The sequence below is a fragment of the Methylobacterium nigriterrae genome (genome assembly GCF_037106235.1).
GTDB lineage: Bacteria > Pseudomonadota > Alphaproteobacteria > Rhizobiales > Beijerinckiaceae > Methylobacterium > Methylobacterium nigriterrae.
This window is the reverse complement of the sequence record NZ_JBAWTG010000049.1, coordinates 25,745-38,456: the sequence shown is the minus strand read 5'-3', so window position 1 is coordinate 38,456 and position 12,712 is coordinate 25,745. Positions and strand designations below refer to the sequence as shown.

Genomic DNA, 12,712 nt, shown 5'->3' with positions numbered 1-12,712 from the left:
GTTCGTTCTTGCCCTGCTCGGCGGCGATGCGGAGCTTGTGCAGGAGCGACTTCGTGATCTCGTGCACCTTCTGGGGCGTGACCTCGATGGTCTCGGACAAGGTCTTGATGAGTTCTGCCCGCGCCTTCCCGGCGCGGTCCTCGGCCTGCAAATCCTTCATGGCCTTCGCGGCCCTCAGCTTGGCCGTGTAGGTGCCGAGCTCGGCAGCGGACATGAAGGTCTCGTCCCCGAGTTCGGTCGGCGGCTTCGTCTTGAGCGCTTCCATCTCAGGCTCCCGTTGCTCGTAGGGCCGGCTGGCGCCGAGCCTCGCTCAGCGCGTCGCGCGTGCCGCGCGCGATCATCAGTTCCTCGTCCGTCGGAATGACCCAGGCGGCGGGGCCGGGTCCGCGCGCCAGGCAGGGGCCGCCGGAGGCATTGGCCGCCTCATCGAGCGCGAACCCGGCCCAAGCGGCGCCGCGCAGGACCTCGGACCGGGTGGCGGCGTCGTTCTCGCCGATGCCGCCGGTGAACACGAGGGCGTCGATGCCGCCGAGCGCTGCCACGAGGGAGCCGAGTTCCCGCCCGATCCGATAGACGAACAGGTCGATGGCACGGCGGGCATTGGGATCGGCTGCCGCGAGCGCGCGCAGCTTGCGCATGTCGTTCGACAGTCCCGAGACCCCGAGAAGTCCTGATTGCGTGTACAGGACCCGCTCAGCCTCGTCGGCGCCGAGATTCATCTCCCGCAGCATGTAGAAGACGACGCCGGCATCGATGCTGCCGCAGCGCGTGCCCATGGGCAGCCCGTCGAGGGCGGAGAAGCCCATCGTGGTCGCGACGCTCATGCTTTGGTTCAGAGCGCACAGGCTGGCCCCGCTGCCCAGATGGGCGACCACAACACGGCCGGCCACGAGAGCGGGATCGTATTCCCCGAGGATCGAGGCGATGTAGGCGTAGGACAGTCCGTGGAAGCCGTAGCGCCGCACGCCCCGTTCCGTCATCGCATGCGGCAGGGCGTAGAGCTGGGCGATCTCGGGCTGACTGCCATGGAACGCCGTGTCGAAGCAGGCGACCTGGGGCAGGTCCGGGAAACGTCGCCGGAGGATCCGGATCGGCTCCAGGTTGTGCGGCTGATGCAGGGGTGCGAGAGGTACGAGGCTCTCCAGCGCCCGCAGCACGTCCCCATTGACGCGCACCGGGGCGCGATGCGCCATGCCGCCATGAACCACTCGGTGCCCGACGGCGGCAAGGCGGAGGCCGCGGCTATGCGCGCGCAGCCAAGCGGCCAGGTGCAGGAGCGCTTCCTCGTGACCGAAGGCCGGGACCTCGCCGAACGGCTCGTCGGCCACCACCGTGCCGGTGCTGTCTCGGATCAGCAGGCGGGGAGAACTGCCGAGACTCTCGAACAAGCCCCGGAAGACGCGGTGCGGGTCCTCCGTCTCGCCGAACTCGAACACCTGGAACTTCAAGCTCGACGAGCCGGCATTGAGAACGAGCAAAACTGGGATCATCGGCTAGACCTCCGGAAGGGGGCGCCGCGCGCGCTCTGCGGCGGCCACCAGGGAGGCCACCGCGCAGGAGGCGAGGCGTGTCAGCCGCGCGTCCGCCCGGCTCGTCAGGATTATCGGAACCCGGGCCCCGAGCACGATCCCGGCCGCGTCCGCATCGGCCAGGAAAGTGAGACTCTTGGCCAGCATGTTGCCCGCTGCGAGGTCGGGGACGACGAGCACGTTGGCCTGGCCGGCGACGGGCGAGCGGATCTTCTTAATCCGCGCCGCGCCGAGATCGATGGCATTGTCGAGGGCGAGCGGCCCGTCGAGCACGGCTCCCGTGATCTGGTCCCGGTCGGCCATCTTGCAGAGGGCGGCCGCATCGAGCGTCGAGGGCACCTTCGCGTTGACGGTCTCCATGGCCGACAGGATGGCGACCCGCACGGTCTCGACCCCGAGGGCGCGCGCCAGATCGATGGCATTCTGCGTGATGTCGCGCTTCTCCTCCAGCGAGGGCGCGATGTTGACGGCCGCGTCCGTAACGATCAGGGGCGTCGCGTGGCCCGGCACGTCCATGACGAAGCCGTGACTGAGGCGGCGGGCAGTCCGCAGACCGCCGTCCCGGCGCACGACCGCGGCCATCAACTCGTCGGTGTGGAGGCTGCCCTTCATCAGCGCTTCGACCTCGCCGGCACGTACGAGGGCGACGGCCTTCTCGGCCGCGTCGTGGCTGTGCTCGGCATCGACGAGGCGGAAGGCGGTGATATCCGCGCCGAGCGCGGCCGCGGCGGCGGCGACCTTCGCCCGCGGGCCGACCAGGACGGGCTCGATGATCCCGAGGTCGGCGGCCTCCAGCGCGGCACCCAACGCGGCCTCGTCGCAAGGGTGGACGACCGCTACCTTCAACCTCGGAAGAGCCTTGGCAGCGGCGATCAGGCGATCGTGCTTCTCGTGCCTGCCGGCCGCGGCCGGTGGCCGCTCTATCGTCGAAGTCGGCACGGTGGCCTCCTCTGAAATTCCGAGGAATGGATCCGAGCGTGGCGACCTCACCGAACGGTAGATCCGGCCTGCCCGATCTCGAGCGGCCCTACCCGCCTGGAGCCGGCTTGCGCAGGCGAACTCAGGCGCCCTCGACGCGGAGACGACCACCGCAAACTCATACGCCTTCGGGATCATCGGGCTTGATCGGACGGGACGGATCGGCAACTGGTTGAACCGGCGGCGCAGTGTGTACGAATCCTGCGTGGATCATCCTTCGCGGCGTGCTGGAATCCGCGATGGGCGACACGCCCTTCCCCGGGCTGCCTCTGACATTTCGGCGCACCCGATCCCGCAGAAATCGCATCCGATCCGGATGGTGCCGACGCTCGCGCGCCTCGTCACGAGCAGCGCTGGTAGCCGACCCCCGTCGGGTCCTGGTCGTTGTCGTAGCGTCGCAGAGCACCGCTCGGCAGGGCGACATGAGAACCCTGACCTCATTGCCGGCCACTGCGTTCGCGCAGTCGAGGAGGAGAAGCTGACGCTCTCCTTTCGGTCGGACCGCTTTGATGCGGCACGACGCCATCGGCGTCCTCAGGCGGTAGCCCGAGACAATGTAGGCGGGCGCGAAGATGTCGACTGGCGTCTTGAACGATGTTGCCTTGCCCGCGGATGTGTAAACCTTCGAGCAGTCGTGCCCCTGCAGCACCCAAGCGCCTTGGTAGACCGAAAGACCGGCCTGCGCCGCTAGCGGGCCCGCTTCCCCGACACGGGCCACGAGGCCGAGCGCGCGGTGACCACCAAGGCCGAACTCCTCATCCGCAGGGTTCACGCGCGCGGCGAGTTGGTCGCCTTCAGCATCGCAGAGCCGGGCACGGCCGCGATCGGCCGGATCAGGGCCTACCTTGAGGATGTCCTGGTCGAGGTCGCGCGATTGAGCCTCTGACTGCGTTCGTCCGCTCAGAGGCTCACTTGGTCGGATGCGGGAACGGGCGGTTCGTGAACTCGTGTCCCGGCGCGCACGGGCTTCGAACGCCCCTCACAGGGCAAGGCGGCGCTGTCAATCGGTGTTCCGGCCGGCGTGGCAGAGGGAGCTCGCGGGTCTCACTGCGCTCAACGCTATCAGCCGCACTGACCGAGAGCGCCCTATGAGACACTTCGCTTTAATGGCCTGAGGGAAGATACAGGCCGTCGGACAGACCATGGCGGGCCGGTTGATAGTGCGCCCGAACCTGCTGATGTTGTCGCCTCCTGCGCCAGCGTCTGCTTCACACGTCGAAACGGACGATCGGGACGCGACTTCTCGAGGTCCGGAACGGGTCATTTGGAGCCTAAGGAGGATTGTTGCTGCTGGCACGCCGCAGCCGTTCTGCCGCGGCGCTTGTCTCAGATCTCGGTCTGCTCGGACAGGATCAGCGCATCATCCACCTCGATGCCGAGGTAACGAACCGTGCTCTCCAGCTTGGTGTGGCCTAGCAGCAGTTGGCAGGCTCGAACGTTGCCGGTCCGCTTGTAGACCAGCGCAACTTTCGTCCGTCGGAGGCCGTACGTGCCGTAGGTCGATGGATCGAGGCCGTTCAAGGCGACCCAACGGTTGAGCAGCCGGCTATAATGGCGCGTCGTGAGGTGCTCGCCGCGTCGGCTGCGGCTCGGAAACAGCCAGTCACCTGCTCTCAAGCTGCGTGAGGTGAGCCATGCCGTGAGCGCCTCACGCGTCGGTTCGGTGATCTCGAACGGAACCGGCCTGCTGGTCTTCTGCTGCCAGACTGTCGTTCGGAGCCGCACGGCATCACCCAGATGCACGTCGCAGTCGCGCAGTCGGACGAGGTCGCAGCCGCGCAGCTTGCTGTCGATGGCGAGGTTGAAGAGGGCGAGATCTCGCGGTCGGCTGGCGAGCTGCAGGCGGGTGCGAAGCGCCCAGATGTGCTTCGACTTCAGGAGCGGTTTGGGTCCGACGATACGGCCACGGTTCCATCGAATGCGAGCGCTGGTCGGGACGTTCAGAGTTTCCGGCATGACGAACTCCTGAGCCGAGGAGCTCGTCAGGGGGCACGCCGAGGCGTTGAGCACAGCCGCCGATCACGATCGGCCTTGCGCCACATCCGGGCCTTGGGCCTTCGCGCCGAAAAGTCCGCTCATAAGTCAGAAGCGGACAATGCGGGGCGCGTACGGCCGGGCTGTCGGGGAACGTGCTCCGGGTCCAAGTCGGGCATCTTGATGGGCGCGAGCAAGGGGTTCCGTTCCGGCTTCGGCGGACGCATGGGATGGCGGCGGGAATCCCGGATCGGGCAGGTCGAGATAGCCTGGTTCGGACGTAGCCGCTCTACCCGCTTCAATGGGACATCAGGCAGCAGATAGTCGCCTGGGCCAGCAGGTCGCGCGTGACACCGCCGAAGAACCACTCCCGCAGGCGGCTGTAGCCGTAGGCGCCGGTCACGATGAGGTCGCCGCCGAACTCTCGCGTCGCCTTCCGCAGGTCGTCGGCGACGGTCCAGCCCGAGCGCGCAGCGATGCGCGCGCTCGCGTTGACGTCGTGCAGGGCGAGGTAGCGGACCACATCGTCCACCTCGGCCAGATCCTCGTCGTCCGTGACCCGCAGCACCTGGACCGCCTCTGCGCGCCTGAGGAGGGGCAGGGCGTCCGACACCGCCCGGCGCGATTGGGGAGTGTTCTTCCAGCCGACGACGACACGCTTCGCCGTCAAGTGCTCGATGCCGGCGGGAACCACGAGGACGGGGCGCCCCAGCCCCATGAGCGCGTCGCCGAGGTCGACCGCCATGCCCGGCCTGACGCCCTCGTCCTCGGCGTAACGGCCGAGCACGACGAGGTCGGCGGCCCGGGACTGCCCCTCCAGGAACGGGACCGGGGCGGCGATGTCGGAGCGCCACTCGACGCGGTCGTCCAGGCAGGAGCCGTGGCGGAAGACCTTCTCCGCTTCCGCGCACCTGTCGAGGGCGGCCTGGCGGATCTCTTCAATGACCGTGCCCATGGGCACGGCGGTCTCGCCGTAGCCCTGCGGATAATCGGGCATGCAGGCGGCGGCGCCGACGAGGCGTGCGCCCAAACGGTGCGCCAGTTCCGCTGCGAGCCGGACCCGCGTCCCGGCGTGGCGCCCGTCGTCGACCGTGACCATGATGCTGGCATAGGACATCGGAGCCTCCCTCGACCCGGAATGGGCGGCATCAAGCTGCGGGCAGCCAGACCGAGCGGCGTTGATCTGCCTCAAGCCCTCCAGTTCTGGGCAGGAAACAGGAAGCGATCTTCCGCGCATAGGGGCGCCGCAAGGCCGTCGATGGCCGGCTCCGGCCGCGTGAACACGAAACGGGGTATGGTCTGCATCGCATCCCGGAACGGGGGCTTGTCCGCGCAGGTTGCGCCGAACGCCTCGCCTTGCAGGACTTCCGCGATGCGCGGCGCGATCCCGCCGGCCAGGTAGACGCCGCCAGTTGCGGCGAACACGAGCGCCAGCATCTCGTCCGTCCGCCAGCCCGGCGGCGATGGCGCGGCCTGCATATCTGCCCGGGATATGACCTGCCTCGTTGATTTGCTTGCGGTCGTGGTGCCCCGACGCGTGCTGGTGGCACCGGCCTGTCACGCATGAACCTCGGCGATGATGCAGCCGGGGTCGACCACCTCGCTCGCCGGCGCCAGCACCTCCAGGCGCCCGCTGGCGGGCGAGACGATGTCGTGCAGGGCCTCGCCGATGCGCACGGCGGCAACGGCCTCGCCGACCTTCACGCGCGCCCCGTCTGAGACGAGCCACCGCTCCAGGATGCCCTCGGGCAGCATGCCCGTGGACCAGAGATCCTCGGCTACGTGGATGTCCGCCATGGCCGCCTCCTGTCCGGGCGCTCGGCCGGGCGCTGGGATGCAAGGGACGGCATCGAGAGGGGCGGTGCCTTGATCTGGATCACGGCTCGACGGGCGCGCCACCGACGACCGGACCAGGCGGCCTTGAGGCAGGTCAACGAGGTGCCCGTACTGGTCGGGCAGGATCGCTCCAGGCCATCCCTTGGGACCGAAGCCATGATCGTGATCCTGGCTGCCAGCGTCGTTCTCGTGATGGTCACCATCCTGGTGCTCTACGAGACGCTGCGCCTGACCTCCGAGCACCTCGCCGAACTGCCGGTGCCACCGCGATGGCGTATCATCGCAGTGGTCCTCGCTGCCTTCGCGGGCCACACGGTCGCGGTCTGGATCTACGCTGGCGCCTACTGGCTTCTCGTGCTCCGGCTGGGGCTCGGCGCCTTCTCGGGCGTGCCCATCGAGACCTTCGAGGACTGCCTGTTCGTCTCGGTGGTCGCCTATTCCTCGCTGGGCTACGGCGACCACGCGCCGGTCGGCCATGCCCGCCTCCTCACCGGCGTCGAGGCCCTCAACGGCCTGCTGCTGATCGGCTGGTCGGCCTCCTTCACCTACCTCGCCATGGAGCGGTACTGGCCGCTGCACGGGAAGGCGCATGCCCACCGCGCTGCGAAGGCGCGGCAGGCCGCGGACGAGGAGCCAGGCCGGGACCGCTTCTTCCCACCGGCGACCGGCACCTGAACGCCCCGGCGCCCTTGCGCTGGATCAAAGCCGCCGGTCTCGACCGGCACCAGGGTACCCCGTGCCCCGGACGCGGAGTTGAGCCATGCGCGAGTACCTCGTCACCTTCCACAAGGTCGTCTCGGACGACACCGGCCACGACCACCGCGTCCCGCAGCGGCAGACCGTCGTCGTCGCCGCCTCGGACGTCTCCGCCGCCTACGCAGCCAAGGCGATGTTCCGCGAGGCCGCCGGCGTCGTCGACTGGCGGTTGCGGGCCGACACTTGCGAGGTCGTCGAGCTGACCCGGCACGTGGCATGAGGAGGCCGGGATGAGCCATGAACTCACCGAACCCGTCCATTGGCAGGGCCGGCAATGGGCCGTCACTGGCTACGGTATCGAGGCCCTCGACGGGATGTACCACGTCCCGTTCTCCGACATCCCCGACGGGCGTCCGCAGTGGCTGGACGACCTATGCCGGCGGTACGGCACCGACCGGGACGACCTCGCCGCCGCCTTGAGGGTGGCGTACTCGATCCAGGCGGAGACGCCGAACGGGCCGGCAAAGTCGGCGGCATGAGCACGTCGCCCCTCGCAGCGGCCAAAGAGGCCGACGACCCGGAGGCCCAGAGCCTCGCCGTCGGCCCGTCGAAGCCGCGCCTGCTACGGGTCCTCGGCCCTGGCCTGATCACGGGCGCCTCGGACGACGACCCGAGCGGCATCGCCACCTACGGGCAGGCCGGCGCCAAGTTCGGCTACGGCCTGTGCTGGACCATGCTCTACACCCTGCCGCTCATGGCAGCGGTGCAGATGGTCTCGGCCCGGATCGGGCGCACCACTGGCCACGGCATTGCCGGCATCCTGCGCGAGCACTACCCGAACGGCCTGCTGCAGGCCGTCGTCCTGCTCCTGCTGGTGGCCAACATCCTGAACCTCGGTGCCGACCTCGGCGCCATGGCGGACGCCTTCGCCCTGCTGCTGCCGGGCCCGCGCTGGCTCTACGTCATCCTCTTCGCCGGCATCTGCGCCTTCATGCAACTCGTCCTGCAGTACACGCGCTACGTCGCCGTATTGAAGTGGCTGACCTTGAGCCTGTTCGCCTACCTCGGCGTGGTAATCTTCGCACGCGTCTCCTGGTGGGATCTCGGCGCGGCGCTCGCCGTCCCGAACGTCGACGTCAGCGGAGCCGGCCTGACCACGCTGGTCGCCCTCTTCGGGACCACGATCAGTCCCTACCTGTTCTTCTGGCAGGCCGCCGAGGAGGCCGAGGACCTGCACGCCTTCCCGCGCCGGCGCGACCTCCTACACGCGCCCGAGCAGGGAGGCGCAGCGCTCCATCGCATCGAGGTCGACACGCTCGTCGGCATGGCGTTCTCCAACCTCGTGGCGCTCGCCATCATGGTTACCACCGCGGCGGTGCTCCATCCGCGCGGCATCACGGACATCCAAACCTCGGCTCAGGCCGCGGAGGCGCTGCGCCCGCTCGCCGGCCCGTTCTCTGCGATGGTCTTCGCGCTCGGCATCGTGGGGACCGGCCTGCTGGCGGTGCCTGTGCTCGCGGGCTCCGCGGCCTACGCTGTCGGCGAAGCGCGGCGCTGGCCCGTGGGCTTCGGCCGGCGCATTCTGGAGGCGCGCGCCTTCTACGGGACGGTGGCGCTTGCCACGCTGGTGGGCATGGTCATCAGCCTCGGCGCGGTCGACCCGATCCGGGCGCTCTACTGGAGCGCGGTCGTCAATGGCGTCATCGCGGTCCCCGTCATGGCCGTGATGATGCTGGCGGCCGCCCGGCATGACATCATGGGCGCGTTCGCCGTGCGCGGGCCCCTCAAGGTGCTCGGCTGGACCGCAACGGCCTGCATGCTGCTCGCCGCCCTCGCCATGCTGGCGACGGCCGCGCTTCCCTTGATCTAGCGCAAAGCCGGTCATCCCGACCGGTCCATCCTCGTGCCATCGCAACCGGGAACGGGAATCGAGCGATGCAGGCAGGTGTTGGAGAGAGGCAACCCGTCGTCCTCGTGGCCGAGCCGCAAGCGCTGCCCGCCATGTGGCTGGAGGATGTCCTGGCGGGTGCCGGCTGCGCGGTCAGCGGCCCTTATGGCACCTGCGGAGATGCCGCCGGAAGTCTCGACAAGACGCCGCCGGACTTCGCGATCGTCAGCGTCGACCTGAACCAGGGCTCCGGCTTCCCGCTCGCCTGGGCCCTCCGCCGGCGGGGCATCCCCTTCGCCCTGATCGCGGGCAACGCGCGCGTCCCGGACGCATTCGCGGACGTGCCGATGTTCGACCGGCTGTTCGATGGCCCGGGACATGATGGCCGCCATATCCGCCCATTGCACGGTTCCGGGCTGCCGCGACGGCGCCCGGACCTGCCCGATGCCGGGCCGGATCGCGGCCGAGGAAACCCTTGCGCTGGATCAATGTGCGAACGGTTGTGTGGCCTAGCGTCGGGCTCGGCCAAGTGTGACCTGGACCTTCCCGAGGAGACGGACCATGGGCGACAAGCTGATTCGCCAGAACGTCATCGACGAGTTCGACTTCGACCCCAGCATCGACGCCGCCCATATCGGCGTCGCCGTGGAGAACGGCATCGTCACGCTCACCGGCCACGTCGGCAGCTACACCGAGCGCGTGGCCGCCGAGAAGGCGGCCCAGAAGGTGCGCGGCGTCCGCGGCATCGTCGAGGAGATCGAGGTGCGCTTCGGCGGCGAGACGCCGCCCCGCGACGAAGACATCGCCCAACGCGCGGTGCAGATGCTCGATTGGTCGGTCACCGTGCCTGAGGGCGCCGTGCAGGTGAAGGTCCAGAACGGCTGGGTGACGCTCAGCGGCAAGGTCGACTGGCAGTACCAGAAGGAGGAGGCTTACCGGTCGATCCGGCGCCTCGCGGGCGTCGCCGGCATCATGAACACCATCGAGGTGACACCGAAGGCGAGCGCGCCCGACGTTCGCTCGAAGATCATGGCGGCGCTCAAGCGCAACGCCGAGCTTGAGGCGGACGCCACCGAGGTGACGGTGAAAGACGCCAAGGTCATCCTGGAGGGCAAGGTAAACGCTTGGTACGAGCGCGAGCTTGCCGAGAATGCCGCTTGGTCGGCTCCGGGCGTTCGCGCCGTCGAGGACCACCTGACGCTGGCCTGAGCCGCAAGCGGATGGGCGAGACCGCCGATCCCGCCCGCCCAGGAACATCAGCACGCTTCCTGATCGCCTCCCGACCGGAGACTTCCCATGACCTTTGCCAGCATCATGGTGGCGGTGGACCTAACCGCAAAGGCGAAGGAGCGTGTAGGCTTGGCAGGCCACCTCGCCGACGACTTCCGCGCCCGCCTCATCGGCGTGGCGGCCGAAACCCCGGCCTACGCCGTCCCGCCGGCGGGACCGACGCCGGCGAGCGCCTATGCGTTGACCGCCTCGAACGAGACCGTCCTGAACGACCTCAGGCAGGCCCATGCCGCCTTCGAGGAGGCGGCGGGGGCGCGCAGCCGCATCGAGTGGCGCTCCAACATCGAGTTCCCGCTGCCCTTCCTCGTCGCACAGGCCGGCGCCGCCGACCTCGTCGTGGTCGGACGCAAGACCGAGCCCGGGCCCACGCTGTTCTCGGTCAACCCGGGAGATCTCGTCATGCGTCTCGGGCGGCCGGTCCTGGTTGTGCCGCCGGGGATCGACCACCTCGACGCCAAGCGCGTCGCGGTCGGGTGGAAGAACACCCGCGAGGCACGCCGGGCGGTATGGGACGCGTTACCGTTGCTGAAGCGGGCCTCCCAGGTCGTCGTTGTGTCCGTCGACGACGGGAACGGTGCTGCCGACCCGCGGGACATCGTCGGGTTCCTGCAGGCCCACGACGTCTACGCCACCGCCGTTCGCAAGGACGCCTACGGCGCCGCGGCCGCCGAGGCCTTGGTCGACGCGGCCTCCGAGCAGGCCGCCGACCTGCTCGTCACCGGCGCCTACGGCCACGGTCGCTTCCGCGAGTGGGCCTTCGGGGGCGTCACCCGCGACCTGCTGGCCGCCGCCCCCATCTGCTGCCTGATGAGCCACTGATGCCCGTTTTCGAGTGCACAGCCAAGGCAGGCGCGGCCTTCCTAGCCCTCGTCGCGGTCGCGGCAAACGCGCCGACCACGCACGCGCAAAGATCAGCCGGTTCGCATGACGCGAACGGGGACTTCGTCGAGCCGGCGAACGCGCCCCACCGTCACTGCTCGGGCTCGTGCCCGAAGCGCGGCACCCTGCAGTGGTTCTGCAAGCCACACCAGACCTGTAGCTTGGACTGCGGCACGGCGCCCCCGCACATGCACTGCCACGATCCTCGGCGGTGAGGACCGCAAGTCACGGCGGCCCGGGCCAGGTGAGCCTCACCTCTACGGCCTTGTACGCACGATACTTCGGTGCGCCATGAGAGCCGGTATATGGGCATACAGGCGCGCTGCTGCGCCTGCCGGCGCGTGGTGTCGCGGCCGGGAGCGGTCGGGACGAGGAGACAGCGGAGCTCCATCGTGGTTCTCCTCGCTCAGCGCTCCAGGGACTTCAGGTAGGCGATCAGAGCCTCGGCCTGGTCCGGGTCGAACCGAAACTCCGGCATGCTGGGGTGACCGGTCCGGATGCCTTCGGCGAGCGCCTCGCCGAGATCCTCGACGGGGTAGCGCGTATGGAGCTCGCGGAAGGGCGGTGCGGCCCGCAGCGGGCTCTCCCCGGAACGGCCGACCGCATGACACCGGGCGCAGTTGGTCTGAGCGAGGGTCTCGCCCTGCTTTACCTGCCGGTCCCATGCTGCAGCCGGCATGGCAAGAAAAGCCGGCAGCACCGCGAAGGCTCGGGCCAGGAGGGTGGCAGCCGGGCGCATCAGTGGCTCATCAGGCAGCAGACGGGTGTCGTTTGCAGGATGTCGCGGGTGGCGCCGCCGAAGATCCACTCGCGCAGGCGGCTGTGGCCGTAGGCGCCCATGACGATGAGGTCGGCATCCTCGCGCTGGGCGAAGCGCAGCAGCTCGTCGGCTGGGCCGATGGCCGGGCTCGGGAGCAGGTGGGTGGTGGCCTTGATGCCGTGCCCGGACAAGTATTCGGCCGCGCCCTCGGCGCCTTCGTGGTGCGCGTCCGGTCCCACGGCCACGACGCAGGTCCGCTCGGGCTGGCTCATGAACGGCAGGGCGTCGTGGAGGGCGCGCCGCGCCTCGCGCGTGTCCTTCCAGGCCACCACGACACGCTTGGCAGCGAGGTGCTCGATGCCGGGTGGCGCGATCAGGACCGGACGACCGACCTCCATCAGCAGCGCGCCCGTCGGCACCACCATGAGGCCCGGGTCGCCGTCCGCCGGACCCTGCCGACCGACCACCACGATATCGGCGGTGCGCGCCTGCTCCACGAGGTGGGCCAACGGGTCGGTGGGCGCCGCAAGCCAAGCCGTCCTCGGCGCTGGCCCGGCCTCGCGCTCGAAGAGGGCCTTCGCCTCCGCGAGTTGCTCGTCGGCCAGACGCTCCTCGGCCGCCCAGACGCGCTCGACCTTCAGTATGTCGCCGACCGGCATGGGCGCCAGCACCGGGCGTGCGGCGACCCCGCTCAGCTTCGCCCGGAACCGCTCGGCCAGGCCGGCGGCGAGCTGGACGCGGTCTGCGGCCGCGGCCCCGAGGTCGACCGAGACCATGATGTTGGAGATCCGCATGACTGCCTCCGCTGCTTGGGCCTCCCGACCCGCGGGCATCCTCGCTCGCGCGCACGACGCAAACCTTGATCCACCTCAAGGGAGAGAG

16 protein-coding genes and 2 pseudogenes are annotated in these 12,712 nt (G+C 69.3%); 9 read left to right on the top strand and 9 right to left on the bottom strand.

What is annotated here, in order from left to right; all coding sequences use genetic code 11:
• The 3 genes and pseudogenes from WDW90_RS21830 to WDW90_RS21820 all read right to left on the bottom strand — a co-directional run.
• Positions 1 to 265: pseudogene (locus WDW90_RS21830) on the bottom strand (hypothetical protein); the annotation flags it as partial.
• A 1-nt stretch (position 266) separates the two neighbouring features.
• Positions 267 to 1,490, bottom strand: coding sequence for an acetate/propionate family kinase (locus WDW90_RS21825; protein ID WP_336489567.1), 1,224 nt, complete (start codon positions 1,488 to 1,490; stop codon positions 267 to 269).
• Positions 1,491 to 1,493: 3 nt separating this feature from the next.
• Complete coding sequence (locus WDW90_RS21820) at positions 1,494 to 2,468, bottom strand: phosphate acetyltransferase (protein WP_336489566.1); 975 nt, start codon at positions 2,466 to 2,468, stop codon at positions 1,494 to 1,496.
• A 772-nt stretch (positions 2,469 to 3,240) separates the two neighbouring features.
• Between WDW90_RS21820 and WDW90_RS21815 the strand changes: the two genes are divergently transcribed.
• Positions 3,241 to 3,393 (top strand): hypothetical protein, encoded by a 153-nt coding sequence (locus WDW90_RS21815; RefSeq protein ID WP_336489565.1) that lies wholly within the window; start codon positions 3,241 to 3,243, stop codon positions 3,391 to 3,393.
• A gap of 440 nt (positions 3,394 to 3,833) precedes the next feature.
• Here the strand turns inward: WDW90_RS21815 and WDW90_RS21810 are convergent, their stop codons facing one another.
• The 4 genes from WDW90_RS21810 to WDW90_RS21795 all read right to left on the bottom strand — a co-directional run bounded on the left by WDW90_RS21810 (position 3,834) and on the right by WDW90_RS21795 (position 6,278).
• Positions 3,834 to 4,463, bottom strand: a complete 630-nt coding sequence (locus WDW90_RS21810; protein WP_336489569.1) for a tyrosine-type recombinase/integrase — start codon at positions 4,461 to 4,463, stop codon at positions 3,834 to 3,836.
• Between the two features lie 316 nt (positions 4,464 to 4,779).
• Positions 4,780 to 5,598 carry a universal stress protein gene (locus WDW90_RS21805; protein ID WP_336489564.1) on the bottom strand — a complete coding sequence of 273 codons (819 nt, stop codon included), beginning with the start codon at positions 5,596 to 5,598 and terminating at the stop codon, positions 4,780 to 4,782.
• Between the two features lie 71 nt (positions 5,599 to 5,669).
• Positions 5,670 to 5,918 (bottom strand): glucokinase, encoded by a 249-nt coding sequence (locus tag WDW90_RS21800; protein ID WP_336489563.1) that lies wholly within the window; start codon positions 5,916 to 5,918, stop codon positions 5,670 to 5,672.
• 120 nt (positions 5,919 to 6,038) lie between these two features.
• Positions 6,039 to 6,278 (bottom strand): biotin/lipoyl-containing protein, encoded by a 240-nt coding sequence (locus WDW90_RS21795; RefSeq protein WP_336489562.1) that lies wholly within the window; start codon positions 6,276 to 6,278, stop codon positions 6,039 to 6,041.
• A gap of 195 nt (positions 6,279 to 6,473) precedes the next feature.
• On the opposite strand from WDW90_RS21795, the gene WDW90_RS21790 reads away from it, so the two are divergent.
• The 8 genes and pseudogenes from WDW90_RS21790 to WDW90_RS21755 all read left to right on the top strand — a co-directional run bounded on the left by WDW90_RS21790 (position 6,474) and on the right by WDW90_RS21755 (position 11,285).
• Positions 6,474 to 6,992 carry an ion channel gene (locus tag WDW90_RS21790; RefSeq protein ID WP_336489561.1) on the top strand — a complete coding sequence of 173 codons (519 nt, stop codon included), beginning with the start codon at positions 6,474 to 6,476 and terminating at the stop codon, positions 6,990 to 6,992.
• An 85-nt stretch (positions 6,993 to 7,077) separates the two neighbouring features.
• A complete protein-coding gene (locus WDW90_RS21785) occupies positions 7,078 to 7,293 on the top strand; it encodes a hypothetical protein (RefSeq protein WP_336489560.1) in 216 nt (71 codons plus the stop codon).
• A gap of 10 nt (positions 7,294 to 7,303) precedes the next feature.
• Positions 7,304 to 7,552: a hypothetical protein gene (locus WDW90_RS21780; RefSeq protein ID WP_336489559.1), complete on the top strand. Its 249-nt coding sequence runs from the start codon at positions 7,304 to 7,306 to the stop codon at positions 7,550 to 7,552.
• Positions 7,549 to 8,883 (top strand): NRAMP family divalent metal transporter, encoded by a 1,335-nt coding sequence (locus WDW90_RS21775; RefSeq protein WP_336489558.1) that lies wholly within the window; start codon positions 7,549 to 7,551, stop codon positions 8,881 to 8,883. The genes WDW90_RS21780 and WDW90_RS21775 overlap by 4 nt, the downstream gene beginning before the upstream one ends.
• A 65-nt stretch (positions 8,884 to 8,948) precedes the next feature.
• A pseudogene (locus tag WDW90_RS21770) lies at positions 8,949 to 9,414 on the top strand (response regulator).
• A 48-nt stretch (positions 9,415 to 9,462) separates the two neighbouring features.
• Positions 9,463 to 10,110 (top strand): BON domain-containing protein, encoded by a 648-nt coding sequence (locus WDW90_RS21765; protein WP_336489557.1) that lies wholly within the window; start codon positions 9,463 to 9,465, stop codon positions 10,108 to 10,110.
• Between the two features lie 87 nt (positions 10,111 to 10,197).
• The gene (locus WDW90_RS21760) at positions 10,198 to 11,010 is read left to right on the top strand and encodes a universal stress protein (RefSeq protein ID WP_336489556.1); all 813 of its coding nucleotides are present in this window, start codon (positions 10,198 to 10,200) and stop codon (positions 11,008 to 11,010) included.
• Positions 11,010 to 11,285, top strand: a complete 276-nt coding sequence (locus WDW90_RS21755; RefSeq protein ID WP_336489555.1) for a hypothetical protein — start codon at positions 11,010 to 11,012, stop codon at positions 11,283 to 11,285. The genes WDW90_RS21760 and WDW90_RS21755 overlap by 1 nt, the downstream gene beginning before the upstream one ends.
• 191 nt (positions 11,286 to 11,476) lie before the next feature.
• On the opposite strand, the gene WDW90_RS21750 is transcribed toward WDW90_RS21755, so the two are convergent.
• A complete protein-coding gene (locus tag WDW90_RS21750) occupies positions 11,477 to 11,809 on the bottom strand; it encodes a c-type cytochrome (protein WP_336489554.1) in 333 nt (110 codons plus the stop codon).
• On the bottom strand, positions 11,809 to 12,624 hold the full coding sequence (locus WDW90_RS21745; protein ID WP_336489553.1) for a universal stress protein: 816 nt from the start codon (positions 12,622 to 12,624) through the stop codon (positions 11,809 to 11,811). Before WDW90_RS21745 ends, WDW90_RS21750 begins: the two co-directional genes overlap by 1 nt.
• Positions 12,625 to 12,712 lie beyond the last annotated feature (88 nt).

What these genes read in the sequence shown, in the direction of transcription:
- WDW90_RS21825 (WP_336489567.1), bottom strand. Translation starts at nt 1,490, where the DNA reads ATGATCCCAGTTTTGCTCGTTCTCAATGCCGGCTCGTCGAGCTTGAAG.
- WDW90_RS21810 (WP_336489569.1), bottom strand. Translation starts at nt 4,463, where the DNA reads ATGCCGGAAACTCTGAACGTCCCGACCAGCGCTCGCATTCGATGGAAC.
- WDW90_RS21805 (WP_336489564.1), bottom strand. Translation starts at nt 5,598, where the DNA reads ATGTCCTATGCCAGCATCATGGTCACGGTCGACGACGGGCGCCACGCC.
- WDW90_RS21800 (WP_336489563.1), bottom strand. Translation starts at nt 5,918, where the DNA reads ATGCTGGCGCTCGTGTTCGCCGCAACTGGCGGCGTCTACCTGGCCGGC.
- WDW90_RS21795 (WP_336489562.1), bottom strand. Translation starts at nt 6,278, where the DNA reads ATGGCGGACATCCACGTAGCCGAGGATCTCTGGTCCACGGGCATGCTG.
- WDW90_RS21790 (WP_336489561.1), top strand. Translation starts at nt 6,474, where the DNA reads ATGATCGTGATCCTGGCTGCCAGCGTCGTTCTCGTGATGGTCACCATC.
- WDW90_RS21785 (WP_336489560.1), top strand. Translation starts at nt 7,078, where the DNA reads ATGCGCGAGTACCTCGTCACCTTCCACAAGGTCGTCTCGGACGACACC.
- WDW90_RS21780 (WP_336489559.1), top strand. Translation starts at nt 7,304, where the DNA reads ATGAGCCATGAACTCACCGAACCCGTCCATTGGCAGGGCCGGCAATGG.
- WDW90_RS21775 (WP_336489558.1), top strand. Translation starts at nt 7,549, where the DNA reads ATGAGCACGTCGCCCCTCGCAGCGGCCAAAGAGGCCGACGACCCGGAG.
- WDW90_RS21765 (WP_336489557.1), top strand. Translation starts at nt 9,463, where the DNA reads ATGGGCGACAAGCTGATTCGCCAGAACGTCATCGACGAGTTCGACTTC.
- WDW90_RS21760 (WP_336489556.1), top strand. Translation starts at nt 10,198, where the DNA reads ATGACCTTTGCCAGCATCATGGTGGCGGTGGACCTAACCGCAAAGGCG.
- WDW90_RS21755 (WP_336489555.1), top strand. Translation starts at nt 11,010, where the DNA reads ATGCCCGTTTTCGAGTGCACAGCCAAGGCAGGCGCGGCCTTCCTAGCC.
- WDW90_RS21750 (WP_336489554.1), bottom strand. Translation starts at nt 11,809, where the DNA reads ATGCGCCCGGCTGCCACCCTCCTGGCCCGAGCCTTCGCGGTGCTGCCG.
- WDW90_RS21745 (WP_336489553.1), bottom strand. Translation starts at nt 12,624, where the DNA reads ATGCGGATCTCCAACATCATGGTCTCGGTCGACCTCGGGGCCGCGGCC.